We start from the raw sequence: 25,305 nt of genomic DNA, 5'->3' as shown, positions 1-25,305 counted from the left end.
GAAAATATACAATGAAATTTTATTTAACTGGACAAGACAATTTTGGTAATCGGGGTTGCGAGGCATTGGTTCGATCCAATGTAATGTTACTTAGGGAGCGATTTCCAACTGCTGAATTCCTTGTTCCATCGTTCAATATTCAAAGGGACAAAAAGCAATGGTTAACAGCCGAGCAAGATGGTATTCGTTTCGTTAAGGCAATTCCTGTTGCGAGTGCATTAAAATGGCATGGCCGTTTTGCTAAGCGAATTGACTTCTTGAAAGGTTTCCCCTGGCCAAAAACAGGAATTGAAAGTACTCTCGCTAAGGATATAAAATCTGCGGATGCTTTAATTTCTATCGGCGGTGATAATTACTCATTAGATTATGGCTTAGTTTCTCTATTTCATTTTATCAATATTGCTGAGTTTGCTTTGCGTAATAATAAGCCCGCCGCATTATGGGCGGCCTCTGTCGGACCTTTTGATAAAGAACCACGTGCATTACCACAAATTGTTAAACATTTGAACCGTTTATCTATGGTTTCAGTACGCGAGACCAATAGCTATGAATATTTACGTTCAAAAGGTGTTGCCAGTAATTTAATACAGGTTGCTGACTCAGCATTTGCCATGGTTCCTGAAGCTTTTGATATTACGCCATTTATGCCTGAATCAGATCGCCCTGTTCTTGGTTTGAATGTCAGTCCATTAATTCAAAGGTATCGAGAAAAAGGTGAATCTTCAGAGGTTTTAAAGCTTGAGGTTGCTAATTTTATTCGCTATGCAGTTAATGCGGGCTATTCTGTGATGTTAATTCCGCATGTAATGCCGCTAGATGGTAGTGCATATAATAATGATGAAGTTTATATGCAAAGTATTTTAGCAATGGTTGGAAAAGAAAAAGTGCATGTGAGTATGCCGAGTAATAATTTAAATGCTGCGCAGTTGAAGTATTTGATTTCAAAATGTCATTATTTTATTGGAGCGAGAACTCACGCTACAATTGCTGCGTTTTCAACTCTAGTACCAACGATATCGATTGCCTATAGCGTTAAAGCAAAAGGAATCAATAATGATTTGTTTGGTGATAGTACTTATGTATTAGATACACCAGATGTTAGTTTTGATTCATTAGTTTCTTCATTGCAACTGTTAGAAAAAAATGATGCAATCATGCGGGAAAAATTGAGCTTGTCGGTACCTATCATGCGTGAACGCGCTCGGTCTGGAGTTCAACAGTTTTCTAGGTTTTTATAAAATGAAAGATTTTCAGCCATATTTATCCGTACTCATTAAAGCATTAAATGAAGAGGATGAGATTAATGCTTGTATTCAATCAGTATTACGAGAAGCAGAGGGTATTGATTGTGAGATTATTCTTGCGGACAGTCTTTCAACGGACCGAACGGTAGAAATTGCTAAGCAGTACCCGATTAAAATTGTTCAATTTATTAACCGGGCTGATCGTGGTGCGGGTGCTGCAGCGCAATTAGCTTATCAATATGCTACTGGTCAATTTATATACATGTTGGATGGTGATATGACCATGCAACATGGATTTCTCAGACAAGCATTACAGGTTCTAGAGTCAGAACCTGAATTGGCTGGTGTTGGTGGCATATTGCAAGATACTCGCGTTAATAATATGTTTGATCGTCATCGCGTAAAGAAAAAACCTTCGGCAACCGCAGGCGCTGTTAAGTGGCTTAATGGCGGTGGCCTATATCGCAAATCAGCGATTGAACAAGTTCAGTATTTTGCACATCGATTTTTACCAGCTTATGAAGAGGCGGAGCTGGGGATGCGGCTGCGTAGAGCAGGCTGGAAATTGAAACGCTTGCCTGTTTTGGGCGTGTCGCACACAGGGCATGATGAAAGTACTTGGGGTTTATTGCGCCGTCATTGGAAAAATGGTTACGCCAAATCTTCGGGCATGCTGATTAAATCGGGTTTAAAGCGTGGATATGCACTTGAGGCCATGAAAATAAATAAAGAACCTTTGGGATTGTTAGTATTGGTGTTTGTGGCCAGTTTAGGTTTTATTGATATTATTTTCCTAAAGTTAGCTTTATTTTTATGGATTTCTTTATTTGTTTTTCTTTTGTTGAAGAAATTAAATTTAAAGGATGCGTGTTTTTCATTTTTTCATTGGCATTTTAGAGTTTTTGGGCTGGTTTCTGGCCTACTCACTAAAGTTAATGACCCTAATTTAAGAATAAACAGTAATGCTTTGAAATAGGTGAGATATGTTTCGTGGGGATGTTTTTCGATTGAAAGGGCGTTATTCTTTATTGAACTTTTGTGTGTGTCTACTATTTATTAGAAATTTTCGACCGATTGTAACAATGCGACTGTTGCATTATTGCTCATCAAGAAAGAGCATGTACGTTTTTACATTTATTTTAAAGCTATGCCATCAATTTTTTTGCTGGTCAGCCGCAATAGATTTTCCATCTAGAGTTAGGGCTGGTGAAGGATTGTGTATTACTCATGGCTGGGGGCTTGTTATTAATCCTCATGCGCAAATTGGTAGTAATGTGACTTTATTTCATGGAGTAACTTTGGGGGCACGCCACATTGTATCTAGTGATGGCCGCACGCTGATTTCTGCCCCTATTATTGAAGATGAAGTTTGGATTGGTCCGCATGCCGTTATCGTTGGGTAATGTCGTATTGGAAAAGGATCCAAAATTGCTGCGGGGGCATTTGTGACTGAAAATGTTCCGCCGTATTCATTGGTTGTAGGCAATCCTGCTGAAGTGACGAGAAGTAATGTTACTCCAGATGTTTATAACAAATATCCATTAGATGAAGTAAAACTATGACTTGCTTAGCAGAAATTCGATTTAAATTAGTTGATCTACTGCGTGGCACTGCGACTTTACCTTTATTTCTTGAACTGTCGAAGTTGCAATTTGATACTATTGATTTAATGAAAAATCGGCATTCAACAATTCTAAAAAAGCACCTCGTGTTAGCTGCAAGTCGGGCTATTGCATATACCAATAATACAGGTAATGAATTAGGGGATTGGCCAATCGTTGCTAAAGATGCCATTCGCCAAAAACCTGCTGCTTATTTGAATCGTAGCTATACAGGCAAAATTTTTAATAAAAAAACAAGCGGATCAACTGGGGCGCCATTTCAATACAAAACATCGGAACAAGCCCAGTCTTATCTTTGGGCTGGTATTTTACTAGCTTGGTCTGCTGCTGGTTATCGACTGGGTGATCGAGTGGCGATGTTGGCGGGTGGCGCATTATTTTCATCGAGTTGGAAGCATCAATTATTTTATAGCTTAATGAATGTACAGCCTTTATCTACGATGGGCATGGACGATGCTTTATTGCAGCAGCATTGTGTGTTGCTAGCGCGGCAAAAAATTAAATTTGTGTATGGCTATGCAAATGCATTGCATCTTTTGGCTTTGTATATTGAACGCCATCCTATGGCTTTAAATGGTCATACTTTGACTGCTGTCATTTCGACAGCTGAAAATTTATCTGCGACGGCGCGTGCAGACATTGAACGTATTTTAGGTGTTTCAGTATTTAATCAGTATGGCTGCAATGATGCTGGTTTATCGGCGTTTGAATGCGAGCAACATCAAGGTTTACATATTATTGCAGAGCGATGTTTTGCAGAAACCCTGCCTGATGGTCGCTTAATTGCCACTGATATGGCAAATATCGCGTCGTTTTTTATTCGATATGAAACGGGTGATTTAGCCGAAATTGATCATACGCCTTGTGCGTGTGGGCGTTCATGGCCGCGAATCACTCAAATTCATGGCCGATCCAATGATTTACTTATCGATATGCAGCAAAAGCGTTTTCCTGCTGCGTACTTTACACAATTGTTTGCGTATACAGATATTAAAGCGTATCAGATTTTATTTACGAAGGATGCGGTTCGGATTATTTATGATAATGGTGCTCAAACTTTAGATAAAGCGCCTTTGATTAAACAAATCAAGAATGATATGCAATTCCTACATTATGAAATATGTGAAGGGGAGTTTTTAGTTCAAAATAATGGAAAGCGTCGTTATGTTCTGGCTGTTGAATCTTTATCATGAGTGATAAATACAATCTAATGGTGGGACCTGATCCTAAAGCTCAGGGGGGGATGGCGACATGGGCTAAATCAGCCGCAGCGGCAGGTGTATTTGAGCAGTTAAATATTCGTTATATTGCTAGCCATATTGATGCCGCTTTGCCATTTAAATTAATTAGGGCGTTGCAGTGTTATGTGCAAGTTTTATTTGCATTAATCTCTGGCCGAGTTAATGTATTGCATATTCATGTTGCTACGGGAGTAAGCTGGTGGCGAAAATGGGTCATCATTTTTCTTGCTCAATGCTTTTCTTGTCCTTATATTTTGCATTTACACGGGGGTTCATTTCCTAAGTATTATGCAAAAAATCAGAACCGTTTTGGAGGCCGGCAGTTTAAAAAGTCCTTAGCAAAGGCCAAATTTGTTTTAGTTTTAAGCCCTGATTGGCTTGAATGGGTTGCAAGTGTTGCACTGGAGGCCAATTGTGTGGTTTTGCCAAATGCCGTGGAAATTCAAACAAACCCAAAGCTTAATTCTAATTATAAGCAGTGGTTATTTTTAGGACGTTTAAGTCGTGAAAAAGGTTTGATTGAATTATTGTCCGCTACAGCAATTGTCTTTAAACAGCATGCAGATATTGTGCTGAATTTAGGTGGGGATGGTGATTTTTCTTGGGTTAAGCAGCAAATTGCTGATCTTGGCTTAGAGAAAAATGTGAGCGTTTTGGGCTGGGTTAATCATGATGAAAAATTACGCTGCTTGGACGAAGCTGGCTTATTGATTTTACCTTCGCATATTGAAGCGCTACCTTTTGTGATTTTGGAAGCGATGGCTGCACACCGGCTCGTAATTGCAAGCCAAGTAGGTGGTATTGAATGGGTGTTAGAAAGTGGTAAGGCTGGAGTATTAATTCCGCCAAAATCACATATCGATTTGAGCCTCGCATTATTATCTGCAATAGAAAATCCAGCGCAGAGTGATGCTATTGCCGCTTGTGGTTATCAGCGTGCAAAGGATTTATTTTCATTTCAAAAAATGTGTTCGGTACTCAAGGAGCTATATGCTTAGACGTATCTATTTTTTTGCCTTTACAGCATTAATTTTAATTCTTTCTGCTTGCAAGAGTGATGCCGCAGCTAAGATTGAATCAAATACACTACCAGACGTAGTACAAAATCCACCGCGAATATCATGGACGCCTTCTGGGCAAGTTTTTTTATCCATATATAAGAATGGCAAGATATTTCATGCGGCTTCGGTCAATACCTCATATTGGCTTTCTAAGCAGCCTCTTGCTCCTGCTGAGTATTGTTGGAATGTTAGGGGGAGCGTTGCGTATTCGATTCCACAATGTTTTACGATTACAGCGAATAATCCTGTATTGGAAGATTTTTCAATCACAAACCTATTGAAACCGAATTTGTCACGGCCGTACGTGATGAGTGGTAATTTAATTAAGGATGCGCAATTAGATGCCTCTGCTTTAAAAGTAAGAAATAGTAAAATTAATGCGTTGATTTCAGCGTATGAGCGTATGAGCCCTTCAATTGGGTTTGGAAATGTAATGGAGGTTGCAGGCGCTAGCTCTGGAAAAGTCGCTTTGGATAACTATGAGTCTATTCGTATTTGGTCTACGAAACTTATTTATGGTTCAACGATTTACTATTTTAATCAGGATTTGTCTGTCAAATCCCAGTTGCTTAAGCAAGTTAATGAATTGGTAGATAATTGTTCTTGGGTTGCTCCATTTATCCGTGATGATCGCTCGGCTCGTACATTATTGTGGTCTGTTGCGTATGCCTATGATTTTATTGGCTACGCGCAAAGTAACTCTACAGATTGGGTAGCGTGTATTGAAGCGATTGCCAGTACTTCGGGCGTCGATGCAGATAGATATACAGCAAATACTGCGTTGAATAATGCAACTCAATATAATGCTAAAGCAGCCGCTTTGGTCGCAAGTATTCTTATCTCAGATTCTTCTACTTGGGCGCGTGCTTATATTGAAGAGAATTTACGTTCATTTGTTTATGCTGGAAATCCATTTTGGCTTAATGATGGCGGCTACGTCAGTGGTGGTGCTTATCTTCAATGGACTATTGAAAATAGTAATCAGTGGCTCAGTTTGATTAATAAATCATCTCGACTTAATCCATTCAATCACACATGGTATCGTGCAACGACCTCATATTTTTCAAATGCATTACGTCCAACTGCGCCGACTTCATTATTCGGTGATGGTCATGAAAATGCAGTCTTGCCTCAGTATGCTGCACAGGTAATGGATAATGTAGATACTGCAGATGCTGCTTGGTATCGGAACTATCTTACTGATGCACAGAGATCCTCACTCAGTGTTTTAACTTCAACGCCTATGCAGCGGAAATCTATTGTAACGCCACCCAATAATCGAGCCTATTTCAAGGATTCTGGTATTTTAGTGTGGCATGAGAATGCTTCTGTTATTGATTCATTCTCAATTTTTATGCGAACAGGTAATGCTGGCTTGGTTGGACATGGTCATGCTGATATAGGTTCTTTTGTTGTTCACCAAGGCAGCCTACCAATTGCGGTTAATTCGGGTCGCTACGATTGGTACGGATCGCCAATGTGGAAGGATTATTATCAGCAGTCACGTTCTCATAATTTACCTACGTTTTCTGGTGGTATAGGGCAATCAACTTCTAAGTTATCTAAAACAGCTCTAATTTCTGAGAAATCAGGAGAGAAATTTGAAAGCGCTACGATGGATATTTCATCGAATTATTTATCACCGGCCAGTCAAGTAATTCGATCTGTTACGTATCTCAAGCCAAATAAATTATTGATTGTTGATCAAATGGCATCGTCTACGCCACTGCAGTGGGAGTGGAATTTACATCTGCCTGGGAATGTATTTTTGGTACAGCCAAGTATGTGGCGCTCCGGCAATACATGTATTTATAAGTTAGATGATAATTCTTATGAGTTTAATTCAGAAGTGGTTACTGAGTACTATCAAGGGGCAGCAAAAGATCAGCTAATTCCATGGCACTCGATTTGGAAGTCAAGTCTTGCAAGCAAAAATACCGTGATGGCTTTCTTATTAGATTTATCTTGTGATTCTAATGTATGGCCACAGAATCTTTATCGACGTCAAAGTGAATCATTTAGTGTTGATGTTGATATGTATACAATTGTGGTTAAAAAAACTGGGGTAGTCGATGTCATTAATAAATAGAAGAGTTAATATTTTAGGTTGTGATGTAGATAACTTATCGATGAAAGAAACGCTTGAGAAAATTGGTGATCTGATAAAATCAGGCAAACCCAATCAACACGTGGTCATTAATGCCGACAAAGTCGTTAAGGCTGATAAAGATCCTGAATTACGTCAAATTATTAATGATTGTGCATTAATTAATGCAGATGGTATGCCGGTGGTGTGGGCTTCTAAATTATTGGGTATTCCTTTAAAAGAACGCGTTGCTGGCGTGGATTTGTTTGTTGAGCTAATGCGCTATTCGGCTGAGCAAGGCTGGCGGGTTTATTTTTTAGGCGCCAAAGAGGAAGTCGTGAAAGGCGTGGTGGATAAATTTACCGCTCAGTACCCGAATTTACAGATTGCGGGCTATCGCAATGGGTATTGGTCCGCAAGCGAGGAGCAGTCTGTTGTTGACGCCATTACCCTTAGTAAAACAGATTTGCTCTTTGTCGCGATTAGCTCGCCCAAGAAAGAGCAATTTTTGGGTAAATATCAGTCGCAAATGAAAGTACCGTTTGCGATGGGCGTTGGCGGTACGTTTGATGTGATGGTGGGTAAAACCCATCGTGCGCCAGTTTGGATGCAAAAAACGGGGTTTGAGTGGTTTTACCGCTTTTTGCAAGAGCCGCGCCGGATGTTTAAGCGTTACTTTATTGAAGATATGTATTTCTTTGTCTTATTGGGCAAAGCCGTTTTTGCAAAAGCGATGGGTAAATCATGATGAAAGTTCTAGTGGTATTTGGCACTCGCCCCGAGGCGATCAAGATGGCGCCTGTGGTGGCTGCGCTGCAGGCGGATGCGCGTTTTGATGCCAAGGTGTGTGTTACCGCGCAGCATCGGCAAATGCTGGATCAAGTGTTGGCGCTGTTTGCGATTAAGCCTGATTTTGATTTGGACTTAATGCAGCAAGGGCAAGATCTGACTGATATTACTAGCCGAGTTTTGCTCGGTATGCGTGGTGTGTTTGCCGAATGGCAACCCGATATCGTGTTAGTGCATGGCGATACCAGTACCACGATGGCAGCCAGTCTGGCTGCTTTCTACCAGCGTATACCCGTTGGCCATGTTGAGGCAGGTTTACGTACGGGCAATATTTATTCGCCTTGGCCAGAAGAAATGAATCGCAAAATTGCGGGTGCAATTAGCGCGGTACATTTTTCACCTACAGAAACATCACAGAACAATCTTCTGCGCGAAGCGGTGCCTGCCGCCAATGTGCATGTGACTGGTAATACCGTCATTGATGCGTTGCTGGATGTGGCAGCGCGGATTAAGAGCGATGTAGTCCTCAATGCAGAGTTGGCCGCTCAGTTCCCATTCTTGGACGCGACCAAACGCTTAATTTTGGTAACAGGTCATCGCCGCGAGAATTTTGGTCAAGGTTTTGAGAATATTTGCGCTGCCTTGGCCGAGTTGGCACAGCGCCCAGATGTCGAGATTCTTTACCCGATGCATTTGAACCCGAATGTGCAAGAGCCAGTGCGCCGTATTTTATCGGGCTTACCGAATGTGCATTTGATTGAGCCGCAAGACTATTTGCCGTTTGTGTATCTGATGACGCGCGCTAACTTGATTTTGACCGATAGCGGCGGGGTGCAAGAAGAAGCGCCATCTCTTGGTAAGCCGGTATTGGTGATGCGCGATACCACCGAGCGGCCAGAGGCGGTCGATGCAGGCACGGTGAAATTGGTGGGGACGAATCAAGCGCTGATTGTGAAAGAGGCGACTGAGTTACTCGACAATCCTGCCGCGTATGAACAAATGTCGCGCGCGCACAATCCATATGGTGATGGTTTAGCAGCACAACGAATTAACGATATTCTTGCAACTGGGAGTTTTAAGCATGGCTAAGTATCAAACTGTTTCAATGATAGGTTTAGGTTATATCGGCTTGCCGACGGCAACGGTGATTGCCAGTCGTGGCGTTAAAGTCATTGGTGTTGATGTGAACCAACATGCGGTTGATACCATCAATCGTGGGCAAATTCATATTGTTGAGCCTGATTTAGATGGCCTGGTACATCACGTGGTGAATGAAGGCTTGTTGGTGGCGCAAACGACACCATCAGAAGCCGATGCATTTATGATTGCGGTACCTACGCCTTTTACCGAAGGCAATAAGCCAGACTTGAGCTACATCGAAGCCGCCGGTAAAGCCATTGCGCCATATTTGAAGAAAGGCAATTTGGTCATTTTAGAATCGACTTCACCCGTCGGCGCAACAGAAAAACTTGCAGGTTGGTTGGCCGAAGCGCGCCCAGATTTAAGCTTTCCGCAACAAGCCGGTGAAGAGGCCGATGTGCAAGTGGCGTATTGCCCAGAGCGCGTTTTACCAGGGCATGTACTGCGCGAACTGGTTGAAAATGATCGTATTGTGGGTGGTATGACTCAGCGTGCAGCAGAAATGGCGGCTGATTTATACAATATTTTTGTCAAAGGTGAGTGTTTGCTGACGGATTGCCGCACCGCAGAAATGGCGAAGTTGACTGAAAATTCATTCCGCGATGTCAATATTGCGTTTGCAAATGAACTATCGATTATTTGCGATAAATTGGCGATTAATCCTTGGGAATTGATCAAACTAGCCAATCGCCATCCGCGTGTAAATATTTTGCAACCAGGCCCTGGTGTTGGCGGGCATTGCATCGCTGTTGACCCGTGGTTTATTGTGGATTCAGCGCCGGAAGAGGCGCGGATTATTCGCACTGCGCGTGAAGTGAATGACTTTAAACCGCATTATGTTGTGGCTCAAGCGGTAGAAGCGGCGAGCAAGTTTAAAGCGCCAGTGATTGCTTGCTTAGGCCTGGCATTTAAAGCCAATATTGACGACCTACGTGAAAGCCCGTCAGTCGGCATTGTGGCCGAATTGGCAGCAAAAGGTGTTGGCCGTATTTTGGCGGTGGAGCCGCACGTAGAAACCTTGCCGAAGAAATTGCAAGGTAAGGTCGAATTGGTTGATACACAAACTGCAATCGATCAAGCCGATATTATTGTGTTGTTGGTTGATCACAAACACTTTAGCCGTATTCGCCCAGAGAAATTGCAGCGCTGCGTTGTGATTGATACGCGTGGATTTTGGTCAGCGAAATAATTATTGCTAGCCCAATAAAAGGCCCACTCTAAATTGAGTGGGCTTTTATTTTGGGAGTCTTAAATTTTGCTTCAAAAAAAATACGCACATTCAGTGCGTATTTTTTAAAGTGCTCATATTAAAAAATTAAGCAGCTTTGATCTTACGACGGCGAGTAGCAAGCAAGCCTACCAAGCCCAAGCCCATCAAAGCATAAGTTTCTGGCTCTGGTACAGCAGCTACGGTGTAGTTTACGTTGCCAATATAGTTGCTGCTAAAACCATTGAATTGAAACTTATAGTTCTTATTAGCTAAGAATGTATTGTTGAATAGAAAACTGCCGTTATCTTTATCAAAGAATTGGGTTCCAATTACTTTGTTGCCTTCAAGTAATTTTACAGATAAAAAGTCAAATGTACCTTTGCCAACATTATTTGTCTTTTGTTCAGTAAAAAAACTAAAGTTAATTGGCGAGTTGTCAGTTACTTTAAAAATAACTGAGTTATAAATCCATTCATCGCCAGAATTTTTGTTAATTTTCTGAGTTGCGCTAAAGTCAGCACCGTTGCTTAATGTGACCTTAGTCACAGCGGCTTGGCTGGCTACGGCGCTTGAGCCGATAGCAATCGCGATTGCTAGGTGTTTCATGTTCATGGTTTAGTTCCTATATAATTAATTACTAATTTTGAAAGTGTTTTATTGTGCGAATATTAACCGATATTAAGGTTAATTAGTAGCTTTAATTCAATACCTTGTGTGCTAAATCTCACTCTAGAACTGTGACCCTATTTCTTTACATCAATATTAAATAAGGAAAATAATAGGCTCTGTTCGGTAGTACACTTTGAAGTGGTTTATCGATCAGAATATCGAAAAAATGCTTATATATTTTTGATTCTTTGCATGCTTTGATATTTCACTGTGCTTGGCACTCTTATTTTTTTGCCAAAAATAAACCGGCCAAAGCCGGTTTAGGGTATAGAGCTACAGCACTTATTAAATCAGTGCTATGAGCATATACATCTGCTCTACATCGCCAGCATCAAACCATTCAAACGCTTCACGAATGAGGCTGGGTCTTCAAGTTGGCCGCCTTCGGCTAGCAGGGCTTGATCGAAGATTAAGTGAGTCCAGTCGCCGAACTTGTCGCTGGCAGCCTCAGCTTTCAGCTTGCCCACCAATGGATGTGTTGGATTCACTTCCAAAATCGGTTTGCTGGCTTTGACGTCTTGACCGGCAGATTTGAGCAAACGCTCTAAGTTCGCGCTCATATCTTGGTTTTCAACGACCAAGCATGCTGGGCTGTCAGTCAGGCGGTGCGTAACGCGGATATCTTTGACTGAGTCGCCGAGCACGGTTTTCATTTGCTCGATGATGTCTTTGAGTTCTGTTGCCGCAGCTTCTTGCTCTTGCTTTTCGGCTTCGTCGGTGAATTGCTCTAAGTTCAATTCGCCTTTGGCAACCGATTGCAGTTTTTTGCCTTCAAATTCGGTCAAGCCGCTAAATGCCCATTCATCCACGCGATCAGATAGCAACAATACTTCGATGCCTTTTTTGCGGAACACTTCCAAGTGCGGGCTGTTTTTCGCAGCGGCGTAGCTGTCGGCAGTGATGAAGTAGATTTGGTCTTGGCCTTCTTTCATGCGGCCAAGGTAATCTTTTAGCGATACGGTTTGCTCGGCACTTTCGTTGTGCGTTGACGCGAAACGGCATAGCGCAGCGATACGCTCTTTATTCGCAAAGTCTTCACCAACGCCTTCTTTCAGAACTTTACCAAATTCGCCCCAGAAGGTGGTGTATTTAGCTTGCTCTTCCGCTTCATCCGAATTGGCCATGCTTTCTAGCAAGCCGAGGACTTTTTTCACGCAGCCCGATTTGATTTGCTCGATGTCTTTGCTGTGTTGCAAGATTTCACGCGATACGTTCAGTGGTAAATTAGCTGAGTCGATTACGCCGCGTACAAAGCGCAGGTATTGCGGCAGCAATTTTTCGCTGTCTTCCAAGATGAATACGCGGCGAACGTAGAGCTTCACGCCATGACGGCGCTCGCGGTCGTACAGATCAAACGGCGCGCGTTTCGGAACATAAAGCAGCTCGGTGTATTCTTGGCGACCTTCGACTTTGGCGTGGCTCCAAGCGAGTGGGTCTTCGTAATCGTGGGCAACGTGTTTATAAAATTCGGTGTACTGCTCAGGCGTGATGTCTGATTTGCTGCGTGTCCACAGGGCATTGGCTTGGTTGACGGTTTCAAAGCCTTCGGCAGGTTTGATCGAGCCATCATCGTTGTAGCCCGCTTGGGCTGGCATCAAGATCGGCAAAGTGATGTGGTCGGAATATTTGCGGATAATGCTGCGCAGGCGGTAGTCGTTGAGGAATTCTTCTTCGCCGTCTTTTAGGTGTAGCACGATTGTGGTGCCGCGCGTTGGCTTTTCAACGGTTTCGAGCGTGAATTCGCCATCACCAGCCGATTCCCATTGCGTGGCGCTTTCTTCGCCAGCGCGACGAGTCGTTAATGTCACTTTATCGGCAATGATAAACGCCGAGTAAAAACCCACACCGAATTGACCGATTAAATGCGCGTCTTTTTGCTTGTCGCCAGAAAGTTGGCTAAAGAATTCTTTAGTGCCTGAGCGTGCAATCGTACCGATGTTTTTGATGACTTCATCGCGGCTCATGCCGATACCGCTGTCTGATACGGTGATGGTTTTCGCTTGCTCATCAAAATCAACGTGGATTTTGAGTTCTGGATCGTTGCCAAATAGGCCGTCGTTATTCACCGCTTCAAAGCGCAATTTATCGCAGGCATCTGATGCATTGGAAACCAATTCGCGCAGGAAAATTTCTTTGTTGGAATACAAAGAGTGAATCATCAATTGCAAGAGTTGTTTGACTTCGGCTTGAAAGCCTAATGTTTCTTTAGACATTGCGGATTGAGTCCTTAATGGGGTTGAACAAAAATCAAATATTTAGGCAAAAGTTTTGGCCTCAGGCCACTCAGTCTTGCATCGTTGTCTTTGCCGTACTGATATGTACTGTCTACTTGTATGCCTTGCCATAAAACTTTTGCATGATTACTGAACAAATGGGGGCAGAGGACGGCGCTTCAAGTCATTTGATGTAATGTAAGATTGAGATTGTGCGTTTTGCTGAGCTTGGAACTGATTTTGTATTGGAATGAATTGGCGATTACTTGAACAAATCGTCATAAATGACGCAGATTCCAGCGCGAGCAAGATGGATTACATCAGCCGCAATCTAGGCGGTGGTATAGTGTTTGCAGCATTTTCTACAAGGCTTGAGCATGTTACGACGCGTGGTATTTAATCAAAAAGGTGGCGTTGGCAAATCAACGATTACCGTGAATCTCGCTGCAGTGGCCGCCGCGCAAGGTAAACGCGTGCTGATTGTCGATCTCGACCCGCAAGGCAATAGCAGCCATTATGTGTTGGGTACTGCCGCGCATGGCATTACGCCGAGCTTGAATGAATTCTTTGATCAAGTGCTCAATTACTCTTTGTATGCCAAAGGCCCAGCTGAATTCATCCACGCCACGCCATTTCCCAATCTGTTTATTATGCCGTCGCATCCTGGCATTGCCGAGCAGCAAGTTAAACTCGAATCACGTTATAAAATTTACAAACTGCGCGAAACGCTAGCTGAGCTGACTGGGCAATTTGATGAGGTGTATATTGATACACCACCCGCGCTTAATTTCTTTACCTTGTCGGCGCTGATTGCGGCAACCGGCTGTTTGATTCCATTTGATTGCGATACCTTCTCGCGCGACGCGCTCTTGGGCTTGATTGCACGGGTGGATGAAATTCGCCAAGATCATAATGGCCAACTTAAAATCGAAGGTATTGTCGTGAACCAATACCAGCCGCGCGCGAGCTTGCCGCAGCGTTTGGTACAAGAACTCGAAGCGCAAGGCCTGCCGGTATTGCAGTCACGCTTATCCAGTTCAGTCAAAGTAAGAGAATCGCACGATCAAGCCGCACCGCTCATCGCTTTAGACGCAAAGCATAAATTAGCACTGGAATTTTCTGCGCTCTATGCTGAACTTTCTGGAGTAACGCAGGCCGCAGTGAGCCAAGCGTAGGAGTCAATATGCACGTAAAAGCATTTAATCGCGTCTTAATTGTGGACGACGAGCCGTTTAATTTAGAAATTTTGTCCGAGCATTTGGCCGACGCGGGCTATGAAACGGTGACCGCTGATGATGGCGAAGCGGCTTGGGAAATCTTGCAGCACGATGAGCAGGGCTTTGCGACGATTTTGCTCGATCGGATGATGCCGCGCATGGACGGCATGCAAGTGCTGGCCAAACTCAAGCAACACCCCGATTTCCAGCATATCCCCGTCATTATGCAAACTGCCGTTGGCGCGGCTGAAAACGTGCGCGAAGGCTTGGCGGCTGGCGCATATTACTATCTAATTAAGCCGTTTCAGCGTGAAATGCTGCTGGCGATTGTTGCTGCAGCGGTGGGCTTTCATAAAGATCGTCAGCAGTTAGAAGATCAGATTGCTCAGCACGCTGATTCTTATCGCTTGTTGGTGAATGGCGAGTTCCATTTCCGCACTTTGGATGAAGCGCGGCAGCTCACCTTGATGTTATCCCGTGCCTGTCCAGATCCGCAGCGCGTTGCGATGGGTTTATCTGAGTTGCTGGTGAATGCAATTGAGCACGGCAATTTGGCGATTAGCTATGCGGATAAATCGCGCCTATTGCAAATGGGCCGCTGGCAAGAAGAAGTCGAAGAGCGCTTAGTTAATCCGCAATATGCGGATCGAAAAGTGGCGGTTAAATTTGCCAGTAGTGAAGATGAAATTCAGATTCATATTACGGACCAAGGCCAAGGTTTTGATTGGCAACCTTTTTTGGAGTTTTCTCCCGAACGCGCCTTCGATCCGCATGGCCGAGGGATTTCAATGGCGCGGATGATGTCTTTTGATAGCCTTGAGTACCAAGGTAAAGGCAACGAGGTATTGGTCCGCGTGCTGCGTAAATAAATACTTGCAGCTATATACATTACAAAGCCCGCAGATTGCTCTGCGGGCTTTTGTGTATTTATAGAGATTCTTTATGCTGTGAGTAAAATTCAAAGCCGAGTCCACGAAAAACACGAAAGGCACGGAAAAATTCAAAAATCACCACGTAGTTTGATTTTTTTCCTTGTTCGTATTTTTCGTGCCTTTCGTGGACAATGCTTTTGGTTTTTAAATACTCAATTTCACATTGATGATTACTTAATCCGTTCTACCAAATACTGTTTGATTAGCTCAGCATCGGCCTCAATCGCATCAAAGCGCTGTGGCAAGGCTTCTAGGCCTGCCAAGCCTTTCGGGCGGAATGGCGTTTGTTTGAGTGCTTCGAGCATGGTGTCTTCAAATTTCGCCGGCAGCGCGGTTTCCATAATCACCATCGGCACGGCTGGATCGCGGTGGGCTTTGGCGGCTTTGAAACCATCGGCCGTGTGTGGGTCGATTTGCACGCCGTATTTCTCAAACACTTCACGGATATTCGCGATTCGATCCGCGTGATTGCTGGCTTCGGATTTAAAGCCGTAGATATCGCGCATCAAGGCGAACTCTTCCGCGCTCAACTCGAAACCACCGCCAGTTTCAACTGATGTCCACAATGCCGCCAAGCGCTCGGCATCGCGGCCGATCAGGTCAAACACAAAGCGTTCTAAGTTCGATGCTTTGGTAATGTCCATCGATGGGCTGGTGGTTTCATAGGTGCGATCCAAGCCACGCGGGTGGTAGCCACCGGTTTTGAAGAATTCATCGAGCACGTCATTTTCATTGGTGGCAACGACCAATTGGCCGATGGGCAAACCCATTTGGCGGGCGATATGGCCGGCGCAGATATTGCCGAAGTTGCCCGACGGTACGCAAAAATCGACTTTATCGCCGACTTTTTTGCCGCTCGCCAAAACCATCGCGAAATAGCCTTTGAAGTAATACACCACTTGGGCGACGATGCGGCCCCAGTTGATCGAATTCACCGCGCCGATTTTGTATTGGGCTTTGAATTCTGCGTCTTTATTCACGTCTTTAACGATGTCTTGGCAGGCGTCGAAGAAACCATGGACTGACAAGTTGAAAATGTTTTCGTCTTGCAGGCTAAACATTTGTGCGCGTTGGAACGGGCTCATTTTGCCGAAAGGCGACAACATAAATACATTCACGCCCTTTTTGCCGCGCATCGCGTATTCGGCCGCCGAGCCAGTATCGCCCGATGTTGCGCCCAAGATGTTGATTTGTTCGCCTTTTTTGTCCAGCACGTATTCAAACAAATTGCCGAGCAATTGCATCGCCATATCTTTGAACGCCAGCGTTGGGCCGTTGGAAAGTTCTTGAATGTATAAATTGCTATCGAGTTTAATCAGCGGCGTGATGTGGCTGGCTTGGTTTTTCGAGCGGCCATTGCAATACACTTCAGGCGTATAGGTTTTGTCAATTAGCCCTTTGAGATCATCGGCAGGAATATCATCAACAAAACGGCTAATCACTGCGAAAGCCAAATCGCGGTAGTTAAGCGACGCCATGCTTTCTAAATCAGCTTGCGTGAATTGCGGGTATTGCTGCGGAATCGACAATCCGCCATCGGCCATCAGGCCACCGAGCAAAATATCGCTAAAGGCTTGTGGCTGAACGCCACCACGAGTTGAGATATAGTTCATGGGTATCTGCTTGTAGGTTAATGTTTATAATGCTTAGGTTGATATACCATTGATTTTTATGGTGGGCTAAAGCCCACCCTACACACATTCGTAATGCTCTACCGTCGGAAATGGATCATAAAAATGATGCAATAAACGTTTCCAATCTTGATACTGCGCTGAGCCACGAAACCCTTTGGTGTGATCTTCTAAAGTCTGCCAGCGCACCAATAAAACATAATGGTTGGGTCGTTCTAAGCACCGCTGTAACTCATGCGAGATATAGCCCGGTATCGTCGAAATAATCTGCTGTGCCGTCGAAAAAGCTAATTCAAATTCAGCAGCTTGATTTGGAATGACGTCTAAATGTGCAATTTCAAGAATCATCGGGCATCCAAGGCTGGCGTAGGGTGGGTTAGGCGGTTTTTATTCCGTAACCCACCATTGCGCTGTAAATGAGAACGCGAAACTACGATGCAATTAACCGTTCAAATGTTCCAAACGCAACTTCACTACTTTACCTGCGGTACTGGCCAAAGCTTCGATTTTGGCGATGGCGACGTTGATGTTTTTCTCAATCGCGATGTGCGTGACGATAATGATTTCTGCGGTTTCACCTGCGGCAGCGGCTGGTTTTTGCAGCATCGCATCAACTGAAATCTGGCCTTCGGCCAAGATGCCGGTTACATCGGCCAATACGCCCGGCAAGTCTTTCGCTGACAAGCGCAGGTAATAGCAGGTTTCCACTTCATCAATCGGCAGAATCGGTAGATTCGCAATCGCAGAAGGCTGGAAGGCCAAATGCGGCACGCGGTGTTCTGGGTCGGCGGTGTGTAGGCGAGTGATGTCGACCAAATCGGCAATCACCGATGAAGCAGTTGGCTCAGCGCCAGCGCCTGGGCCGTAATACATTGTTGCGCCAACCGCGTCGCCTTTCACCAGCACGGCATTCATCACGCCATCGACATTGGCGATCAAACGGTTAGCTGGAATGAGCGTCGGTGAAACGCGTAATTCAATGCCGTTTGGGCGGCGACGGGTCATGCCGAGTAGTTTGATGCGGTAGCCGAGTTCGGCGGCGTATTTAATATCGGCGGCATCCAGTTTGCTGATGCCTTCTAAGTACGCTTTATCAAATTGAACTGGAATACCGAAGGCAATCGCGCTCATGATCGTCAATTTGTGTGCCGCGTCGTGGCCTTCGATATCAAATGTTGGATCGGCTTCGGCGTAGCCGAGGCGTTGCGCTTCAGCTAATACGTCAGCAAATGCCGAGCCTTTGTCGCGCATTTCGGTCAGGATAAAGTTCGATGTGCCGTTGATAATGCCAGCCACCCATTCGATTTTGTTGGCGGTCAGGCCTTCGCGCAGCGCTTTGATGACTGGAATACCGCCAGCAACTGCGGCTTCAAATGCGACCATCACGCCGCGTTCTTGGGCTTTGGCAAAAATTTCATTGCCGTATTCAGCGATCAGTTTTTTGTTTGCAGTCACGACATGCTTGCCATTGGCGATCGCGGCCAACACCAAATCTTTGGCAATCGTCGTGCCGCCGATCAATTCAACGACGATGTCGATATCAGGATTGTTGACGATGTCCATTGCGTTGTCGGTCAGCGTAACGCCTTCACCGACGAGTTCGCGCGCGCGAACGAGGTCGCGGTTCGCTGCCATCGTAATGACGATAGGGCGGCCAGCACGGCGCGTGATTTCATCAAAGTTACGCTTTAATACGGTGGCAGTACCGCCACCAACAGTTCCCACGCCGCAAAGGCCGACATTGATTGCTTTCATTTTTGCTTCCTCGTAGGTCGGGTTAGCGAAGCGTAACCCGACAAATGATTGATTATTATTGATGATTTTCTGATTGAATAATGCTGGGTTACGCCTTCGGCTAACCCACCCAACGATTTATTTAGTGGCAAATTCGCCCGTGCTATGGCGTTTGCGCCAGTGCGTTAAAAAGCGCGCTAGGCGGTTCAGTGCATCGGCCAGATCGTCCAGATTCGGCAGGAACACAACGCGGAAATGGTCGTGTTCTTTCCAGTTAAATCCGGTGCCTTGTACCAGCAGTACTTTTTCTTCGTTGAGTAGTTCGAGCATAAATTGCTGATCGTCGCTGATCGGGTAAATCGCCGGATCAAGCTTCGGGAACATATACAGCGCGGCCTTGGGTTTGATTACCGAAACACCGGGCATCGCACAGAGCATTTCATAGGCTAAATCGCGTTGCTTGGCGAGTCGTCCGCCTTCGCACACCAAATCGTCAATGCTTTGATAGCCACCGAGCGCGGTTTGAATCGCGTACATCGATGGCACATTGGCGCATAGGCGCATCGTGGCCAGCGTGTTCAAACCTTCGATGTAATCTTTAGCGAGTTTTTTCTCGCCCGACACTATCATCCAGCCCGAGCGATAGCCGCAGGCGCGATAGTTTTTGGAGAGGCCGTTAAAAGTCAAAAACAGCACGTCATCGGCGAGCGATGCAATCGAGGTGTGTTTCACGCCGTCGTAGAGCACTTTGTCGTAAATTTCGTCGGCGCAAACAATCAGGCCAAACTCACGCGCTAGCGCAATGATGTCGAGCAATACCGAGTTCGGATACAGCGCGCCAGTCGGGTTATTAGGGTTGATGACGACAATCGCTTTGGTTTTGGCGGTGATTTTGGCGCGCATATCGCTAATCGACGGCAACCAGCCATCGGCTTCATCGCATAAATAATGTTTGGGCGTGCCGCCCGAGAGACTCACCGCCGCAGTCCACAGCGGATAATCAGGCATCGGCACCAAGACTTCATCGCCGTCATTGAGCAAGCCTTGCATGCTCATGACGATCAATTCGGACGCGCCATTGCCGATGTAAATATCATCGACAGTCACGTCGCTGATGTGTTTTTGCTGCGTGTAATGCATGATCGCTTTGCGCGCTTGAAACAGGCCTTTGGAATCCACATAACCGGCGGAATTGGCTAAATTGCGGATCACATCTTGGACGACTTCTTCGGGCGCATCAAAACCAAAATTGGCTAAATTGCCAATGTTCAGTTTAATAATGCGATGGCCTTCTTCTTCCATCTGCCGCGCTCGCTCCGGAATCGGCCCGCGAATTTCGTAACAGACGTTCAATAATTTATTGGATTTGAGGATGGCTTCCATGGGTGTGGCCTGCGCAAAGGTTTTTCAGGGGAAACCCCGTATTCTAAGGGAAGAATGCGTGAAATGGGCATCCTTGTGCGTTAAATGCACAGATGAAGACTATTTTTGCCGTTTGTAATGAATGGGCTTTGGTAGAATCAGGCGAAATAAGTCGTCAGATAAAAGCACCCATGCGGCCTTGCTGCATGTTCGGCGATTTGTATACTCGACGACTTTGCGTTTTTGCGTGAAAACTTGCGTACTGTTACTTACTCTGAAAATTTATAAAGGTTTACCGCAAATGAAGTTACATCAATCCAAAGCCAAAAACGTGAATCAATTTACTGGTTACGACGACAGCGGTGTGAAGGTTAATGACGAGCGCTTTGAGGGGAGTTTGTTGGTGCTGCCCAATGCCGTGCATTCATGGCGGCCGACGTCGTTTGCTGATTTGCAAGCCGATGATTTTGTCGCTTTGCTGGAGTTTGAGCCTGAGCTGGTATTGCTAGGCACAGGTAGCAAAATTCAATTTCCGCATCCGCAACTTTATGCTGCTTTATCTGCTCGACGCATTGGTCTTGATGCGATGGACACGGGCGCATTGTGCCGCACTTTTAATGTGCTCACTGCAGAGGATCGCCGTGTACTGGCGTTGGTATTGCACGCCTGATTAATGCTGTGTCATATCATTGTAAACAATCTGCGTTAAGGTTTTTGTAGCATCACGATGCTGTATGTTATGGTATGGGCTTGTAGCCAGCTTAAAATAAAGCCTACAGCCATATACATGTTTTTATGCTCTGGTTTGATCTACCGATTACCGTTTTGCTTTGCAAGTTATATCAAATTTCGAATTTATCTAAGTACTCGTGCAAAATTTTTATGGCAAGGCGTCGAAGCCACGGGCTGTACATTTAGTACGGCAAGGCGAGACAACGATGCAAGACTGGGTGGCCTTAGGCCAAAACTTTTGCTTATCTACTTAATTGGATTATTTAAATGAAAGTGACGGTCATTGGTTCGGGTTATGTTGGCTTGGTAACGGGAACCTGTTTGGCGGAATATGGCAATGATGTGCTGTGTCTGGATGTGGATGCCGTCAAAATTCAGTTGCTGCAAGACGGCGGCATACCAATTTTCGAGCCAGGCCTAGAAGAAATGCTCAAGCGTAATGCCGCAGCGGGTCGCTTGCGCTTTACCACCGATGTCGCCGAAGCCGTGGCGCATGGCACGATTCAATTTATTGCTGTCGGAACACCTGCTGATGAAGATGGTTCGGCTGATTTAACTTATGTATTGGCTGCGGCGCGCAATATTGGCCGCCATATGAATGGCTATAAAGTGATTGTTGATAAATCAACGGTTCCAGTAGGAACGGGCGATAAAGTACAGGCCGCAATTCGGCATGAATTAGCACAGCGCGGCGCGGCGATTAGTTTTGCTTTGGTTTCTAATCCTGAGTTTTTAAAAGAGGGCGCGGCGATCGAAGACTTTATGCGTCCAGATCGCATCGTTATCGGCACTGAGGACGATACGGCAAAAGATTTAATGAATTCGCTATATGCGCCATTGGTGCGTAACCATGACCGAATTTTATTTATGGATGTGCGCTCGGCAGAGCTGACCAAATACGCGGCGAATGCGATGCTGGCGACGCGGATCTCATTTATGAATGAGCTGGCCAATTTGTCTGAATTGATGGGCGCAGATATTGAGTTGGTGCGTAAAGGAATCGGTTCAGACCCACGGATTGGTTATGATTTTTTATATCCTGGCGTGGGTTATGGTGGTTCGTGTTTCCCAAAAGACGTGCAGGCTTTGCAGCGTAGCGCTCAAGAGGTAGGCATCAATTTGCGCGTCATTGATGCGGTTGAGCAAGCGAATCAAGCGCAAAAATCGGTACTGGTGAATAAAATTGTGCAGCGTTTTGGCACGAATTTAAGCGGCAAACATTTTGCGCTCTGGGGATTGGCGTTTAAGCCCAATACGGATGATATGCGCGATGCGCCGAGCAGAGTGTTGATCGAATATTTGCTGCAACAGGGTGCAACCGTGGCGGCACATGATCCGGTGGCCATTCATGAGGCGCAGCGTGTGATGCCCGGCTGGGAAGGGCTAACCTATGGTGATAGCCCGAAAGAAGTGCTCAGCAATGCGGATGCCTTGGTGATTGTGACCGAATGGAAGGCGTTTCGCAGCCCAGATTTCGATGCCATTAAAGCACTGCTGCGGACGCCAATTATCTTTGATGGGCGCAATTTATTTGAACCGCAGCGGGTTGCCAAAGAGGGATTTGAGTATTACCCGATTGGTCGGGCTCAGATTAGACAATCGATCTAAGCATCTTTTTGAAATGACTATTAATGTAAAAAAACCACCGAACTATCGGTGGTTTTTTTTGTTAAACGCCGCCGCTTTGTTGGTAGCGTTTTTCTAGATGATTGACACCAGCAGCGAGCACTAAAGTCATAATCAGATAGATAAATGAAATGGTCAGATAGGGCTCCCAGTAGCGCGAATACGCTCCGGCGACCGTACGTGCGGCATAGGCCAGTTCGGCCAAGCCGATAGCCGAAACCAGCGAGCTGTCTTTGACCAGCATAATCGCTTCGTTACCGAGTGGTGGCAGCATCCGGCGAAAAGCTTGTGGAATAATCACGTGGCGCATGGTCTGGCCGTAGCTCATACCGAGTGAGCGTGAAGCTTCAAACTGGCCTTTAGCAATCGACTGAATCCCCGCACGGAAAATCTCGGTAATGTAAGCACCGGCATTGAGCGTGAGCGCGACTAGACCAGATAAAAATGCGCCATAGTCTTGGCGTAAGGTGGCGGCCATTTCACCGCTGAGCAAGAGTCCATTGTCTGGATGCACCAGCAAAGGCATCACGGCAAAATGGGTGAGCAAGATTTGCACAAATAGTGGGGTGCCACGGAAAAATGTGACGTAGGCGGTGGCTGGCCAACGTAAAAATAATTTAACGGGGTATTTCCAGATGCCGTGCTTTACTTCGGCAAGACGGGCGATTCCGGCAAATAAGCCAATTAAAGTCCCCAGGACGACGGCGATTAAAGTAATGCCCAGCGTCATTTTGGCGCCGTCGATAAATAGTTCGCGGTATTCCCAGACAATTTGCAGCTGGAAATTGTCGAGCAATGGCACTGCGTGCTGGATTTGCGTCCAGAATGTGATGAAATCCATGCGGATACCTATTTCAAAGCTCAAGTAAAAAGAAGCGCGTCCGCTAGCGGTGCGCTTCTATCGGGCATTCATACTGGATTGATCAATTAAAAATTGATCAATCCAGTGCGTTGGCAGTTGCTTGGCTTATTTACCGAAATGTTTGTTATAGATTTTATCGTAAGTGCCATCGGCTTTAATTGCAGCGAGGCCTTTATTGATTTGTTCGAGGACTGCTTTATTGCCTTTCTTGACGGCAATGCCGTAATACTCTTTGGCAAAAGTCGCATCATCGATGATTTTTAATTTGGAATTTGGGTTGTTGGACGCGAAGTTCACGACCACACCATTGTCAGCCACTACGGCATCAACACCGCCGTTTTCCAGTTCTTTGAGTGCGAGTGGAGTAGATTCAAAGCGTTTGATATTTGGGCTGGTTTTGCCTTGCAATTTTTGCACGACTTCATCGCCAGTTGTACCCGTTTGCACGCCGACTCTCAGTGTTTTTAGATCCGCAAATTTGCTGACTTTGCTATTTTTACTGACGGCGATGAGTTGCTTGGCTTCAAAGTAAGGATCAGAGAAATCCATTGATTGCTTGCGTTCTGGCGTGATGGTGACTGAAGAGATCACCATATCGCGATCACCAGTGGCCAGTGTGAGGAAAATGCCTTCCCATGGCGTATTGATGAATTTGACTTTCATGCCGCTTTTTTTGGCAATCGCTTCGAGAATATCCACACTAAAGCCGACTACTTCTTTTTTGTTATTGAGTGATTCAAACGGTGCGTAGGCTGCATCGGTGGCTACTTGATACACTTTTGCCGCATTGGCATTCGTATTGAACAGGAGCCCAGCAAAAATCACGCTCGCGATTAGACCTAGTTTTTTTGTAGTCATTTTATTGTGTCTCTCCAGCTTGGAAACGAAAAAGGGCAGAAATGGGAGCGTATTATATACGACATACAACCCATGCCGCCCTTGATCCTAGTAAGCTTTTGTACACAAGATAATCAGGTCTTTCCCTATTTCAGATCAAGCGTTTGACTGAATTTCAGTGAAGAAATTAATTAGCCAATTATTTCTTCCATTCCGCTTGATAGCTCTGAAAGCTCATTCAGTTTTGTGTTGAGGCTTTCTTTACTAATGCCGATGATTTCAAGAATGTTTTCTGGCATTTTTTCAGAAATCTCTTCGATTGTGGCTTTATCCGCTTGCAGTGTTGCAATCAGTTTTGAGAGAAAGAGCAGGGCGGTTAGTTTGTCGTTCGGTGTTTGTGCGGTCGGGTTATTTTGAAATTTGATGGCTTGTTGAATTTCGCTTGGGAAGTTCCAGCGCCGCGCTAATTCTTCACCCACCATCACATAATCAAAGCCGATATTATTATCTTCGAGGGCGACACGATCACCGCCACTTTCTACGAATTTATCGATTTTAATCGCAATTTCGGGTGAAACGATGTGAATCAGCATTTCGCCAATATTGTGCACCATGCCGCAAGTGAAGGCGACTTCACCATTGACTTTGGCTTGCTTAGCCAGCCATTTATTGATTGTCGCTACGGCAAGACTTTGCTTCCAAAATGCTTTGCGATCAAAGCCGGGTGTGGCAACGAAAGCACCGGTAATCCCAGACGCCACGACTAAAGTACGTACGGTATTAAAACCCAGTACAACGACGGCTTCTTGAACCGAACCAATTTGGCGGCTAGCGCCAAAGTGGGCTGAGTTGGCTAAGCGGAGCACTTTGGCCGTAATGACTTGATCTTGTGCGATTTTTTTTGCGATGGTATCGATGTCGATATCTTCGTTACTAAAGCTATCAATGAGTTCTTGAACTACTTTGGGGATGGTGGGTAGTTTATGTGTTTGTTCAAAGACTTCTTCGAGTTTCATTCGTGTTGCTCCCAGTCTATTTTTTATCGGCCAAGCCTTAGTCATACTAGAACACGCTATATCAGTATGCCAGTTGCAAAG

21 protein-coding genes and 1 pseudogene are annotated in these 25,305 nt (G+C 45.2%); 13 read left to right on the top strand and 9 right to left on the bottom strand.

The window, feature by feature from the left end; all coding sequences use genetic code 11:
* Window positions 1-11: 11 nt before the first annotated feature.
* The 9 genes from Q320_RS0111190 (at window position 12) to wecC (ending at window position 10,372) form a co-directional block, all read left to right on the top strand.
* Window positions 12-1,238: a polysaccharide pyruvyl transferase family protein gene (locus Q320_RS0111190; protein ID WP_027469080.1), complete on the top strand. Its 1,227-nt coding sequence runs from the start codon at window positions 12-14 to the stop codon at window positions 1,236-1,238.
* 1 nt (window position 1,239) lies between these two features.
* Window positions 1,240-2,220, top strand: coding sequence for a glycosyltransferase family 2 protein (locus Q320_RS0111185; RefSeq protein WP_027469079.1), 981 nt, complete (start codon window positions 1,240-1,242; stop codon window positions 2,218-2,220).
* A 142-nt stretch (window positions 2,221-2,362) separates the two neighbouring features.
* Window positions 2,363-2,647: an LbetaH domain-containing protein gene (locus Q320_RS21595; protein WP_156939049.1), complete on the top strand. Its 285-nt coding sequence runs from the start codon at window positions 2,363-2,365 to the stop codon at window positions 2,645-2,647.
* A gap of 155 nt (window positions 2,648-2,802) precedes the next feature.
* Window positions 2,803-4,059 (top strand): phenylacetate--CoA ligase family protein, encoded by a 1,257-nt coding sequence (locus Q320_RS0111175; protein WP_027469078.1) that lies wholly within the window; start codon window positions 2,803-2,805, stop codon window positions 4,057-4,059.
* Window positions 4,056-5,105 (top strand): glycosyltransferase family 4 protein, encoded by a 1,050-nt coding sequence (locus tag Q320_RS0111170; RefSeq protein WP_027469077.1) that lies wholly within the window; start codon window positions 4,056-4,058, stop codon window positions 5,103-5,105. The genes Q320_RS0111175 and Q320_RS0111170 overlap by 4 nt, the downstream gene beginning before the upstream one ends.
* Complete coding sequence (locus tag Q320_RS0111160; protein WP_084282596.1) at window positions 5,017-7,257, top strand: heparinase II/III domain-containing protein; 2,241 nt, start codon at window positions 5,017-5,019, stop codon at window positions 7,255-7,257. The genes Q320_RS0111170 and Q320_RS0111160 overlap by 89 nt, the downstream gene beginning before the upstream one ends.
* Entirely contained in the window at window positions 7,241-8,002 is a 762-nt protein-coding gene (locus Q320_RS0111155; RefSeq protein WP_035853482.1) for a WecB/TagA/CpsF family glycosyltransferase, read from the top strand. The genes Q320_RS0111160 and Q320_RS0111155 overlap by 17 nt, the downstream gene beginning before the upstream one ends.
* Window positions 7,999-9,132: a non-hydrolyzing UDP-N-acetylglucosamine 2-epimerase gene (gene wecB, locus Q320_RS0111150; protein WP_211251221.1), complete on the top strand. Its 1,134-nt coding sequence runs from the start codon at window positions 7,999-8,001 to the stop codon at window positions 9,130-9,132. Before Q320_RS0111155 ends, wecB begins: the two co-directional genes overlap by 4 nt.
* Complete coding sequence (gene wecC, locus Q320_RS0111145) at window positions 9,125-10,372, top strand: UDP-N-acetyl-D-mannosamine dehydrogenase (RefSeq protein WP_035853479.1); 1,248 nt, start codon at window positions 9,125-9,127, stop codon at window positions 10,370-10,372. The genes wecB and wecC overlap by 8 nt, the downstream gene beginning before the upstream one ends.
* A gap of 126 nt (window positions 10,373-10,498) precedes the next feature.
* Here the strand turns inward: wecC and Q320_RS0111140 are convergent.
* Both Q320_RS0111140 and htpG read right to left on the bottom strand, forming a co-directional pair.
* Window positions 10,499-10,978: pseudogene (locus tag Q320_RS0111140) on the bottom strand (FxDxF family PEP-CTERM protein); the annotation flags it as partial.
* Between the two features lie 401 nt (window positions 10,979-11,379).
* The gene (htpG, locus tag Q320_RS0111135) at window positions 11,380-13,275 is read right to left on the bottom strand and encodes a molecular chaperone HtpG (RefSeq protein WP_027469071.1); all 1,896 of its coding nucleotides are present in this window, start codon (window positions 13,273-13,275) and stop codon (window positions 11,380-11,382) included.
* A 377-nt stretch (window positions 13,276-13,652) separates the two neighbouring features.
* Here htpG and Q320_RS0111130 point away from each other — a divergent pair, with 377 nt between their 5' ends.
* Both Q320_RS0111130 and Q320_RS0111125 read left to right on the top strand, forming a co-directional pair.
* Window positions 13,653-14,450, top strand: coding sequence for a ParA family protein (locus tag Q320_RS0111130; RefSeq protein ID WP_027469070.1), 798 nt, complete (start codon window positions 13,653-13,655; stop codon window positions 14,448-14,450).
* An 8-nt stretch (window positions 14,451-14,458) separates the two neighbouring features.
* Window positions 14,459-15,361 (top strand): ATP-binding response regulator, encoded by a 903-nt coding sequence (locus Q320_RS0111125; protein WP_027469069.1) that lies wholly within the window; start codon window positions 14,459-14,461, stop codon window positions 15,359-15,361.
* Window positions 15,362-15,594: 233 nt separating this feature from the next.
* Here Q320_RS0111125 and thrC read toward each other — a convergent pair whose 3' ends face one another.
* The 4 genes from thrC to Q320_RS0111105 form a co-directional block, all read right to left on the bottom strand.
* A complete protein-coding gene (thrC, locus tag Q320_RS0111120) occupies window positions 15,595-17,037 on the bottom strand; it encodes a threonine synthase (RefSeq protein WP_027469068.1) in 1,443 nt (480 codons plus the stop codon).
* A 78-nt stretch (window positions 17,038-17,115) separates the two neighbouring features.
* On the bottom strand, window positions 17,116-17,403 hold the full coding sequence (locus tag Q320_RS0111115; protein ID WP_027469067.1) for an antibiotic biosynthesis monooxygenase family protein: 288 nt from the start codon (window positions 17,401-17,403) through the stop codon (window positions 17,116-17,118).
* Between the two features lie 93 nt (window positions 17,404-17,496).
* On the bottom strand, window positions 17,497-18,810 hold the full coding sequence (locus tag Q320_RS0111110; RefSeq protein ID WP_027469066.1) for a homoserine dehydrogenase: 1,314 nt from the start codon (window positions 18,808-18,810) through the stop codon (window positions 17,497-17,499).
* Window positions 18,811-18,927: 117 nt separating this feature from the next.
* A complete protein-coding gene (locus Q320_RS0111105) occupies window positions 18,928-20,172 on the bottom strand; it encodes a pyridoxal phosphate-dependent aminotransferase (RefSeq protein ID WP_027469065.1) in 1,245 nt (414 codons plus the stop codon).
* 280 nt (window positions 20,173-20,452) lie between these two features.
* On the opposite strand from Q320_RS0111105, the gene Q320_RS0111100 reads away from it, so the two are divergent.
* Window positions 20,453-20,821, top strand: coding sequence for an Mth938-like domain-containing protein (locus Q320_RS0111100; RefSeq protein WP_027469064.1), 369 nt, complete (start codon window positions 20,453-20,455; stop codon window positions 20,819-20,821).
* Between the two features lie 329 nt (window positions 20,822-21,150).
* Entirely contained in the window at window positions 21,151-22,491 is a 1,341-nt protein-coding gene (locus Q320_RS0111095; RefSeq protein ID WP_027469063.1) for a UDP-glucose dehydrogenase family protein, read from the top strand.
* Window positions 22,492-22,552: 61 nt separating this feature from the next.
* Here Q320_RS0111095 and Q320_RS0111090 read toward each other — a convergent pair whose 3' ends face one another.
* The 3 genes from Q320_RS0111090 to Q320_RS0111080 form a co-directional block, all read right to left on the bottom strand.
* Window positions 22,553-23,350, bottom strand: coding sequence for an amino acid ABC transporter permease (locus Q320_RS0111090; protein WP_051534671.1), 798 nt, complete (start codon window positions 23,348-23,350; stop codon window positions 22,553-22,555).
* 126 nt (window positions 23,351-23,476) lie between these two features.
* Window positions 23,477-24,229 carry a basic amino acid ABC transporter substrate-binding protein gene (locus Q320_RS0111085; protein ID WP_027469061.1) on the bottom strand — a complete coding sequence of 251 codons (753 nt, stop codon included), beginning with the start codon at window positions 24,227-24,229 and terminating at the stop codon, window positions 23,477-23,479.
* Between the two features lie 170 nt (window positions 24,230-24,399).
* Window positions 24,400-25,224: an HDOD domain-containing protein gene (locus tag Q320_RS0111080; RefSeq protein WP_027469060.1), complete on the bottom strand. Its 825-nt coding sequence runs from the start codon at window positions 25,222-25,224 to the stop codon at window positions 24,400-24,402.
* Window positions 25,225-25,305: the final 81 nt, after the last annotated feature.

The organism is Deefgea rivuli DSM 18356, assembly GCF_000620145.1.
GTDB lineage: Bacteria > Pseudomonadota > Gammaproteobacteria > Burkholderiales > Chitinibacteraceae > Deefgea > Deefgea rivuli.
This window is presented reverse-complemented; position numbering and strand designations above follow the sequence as displayed.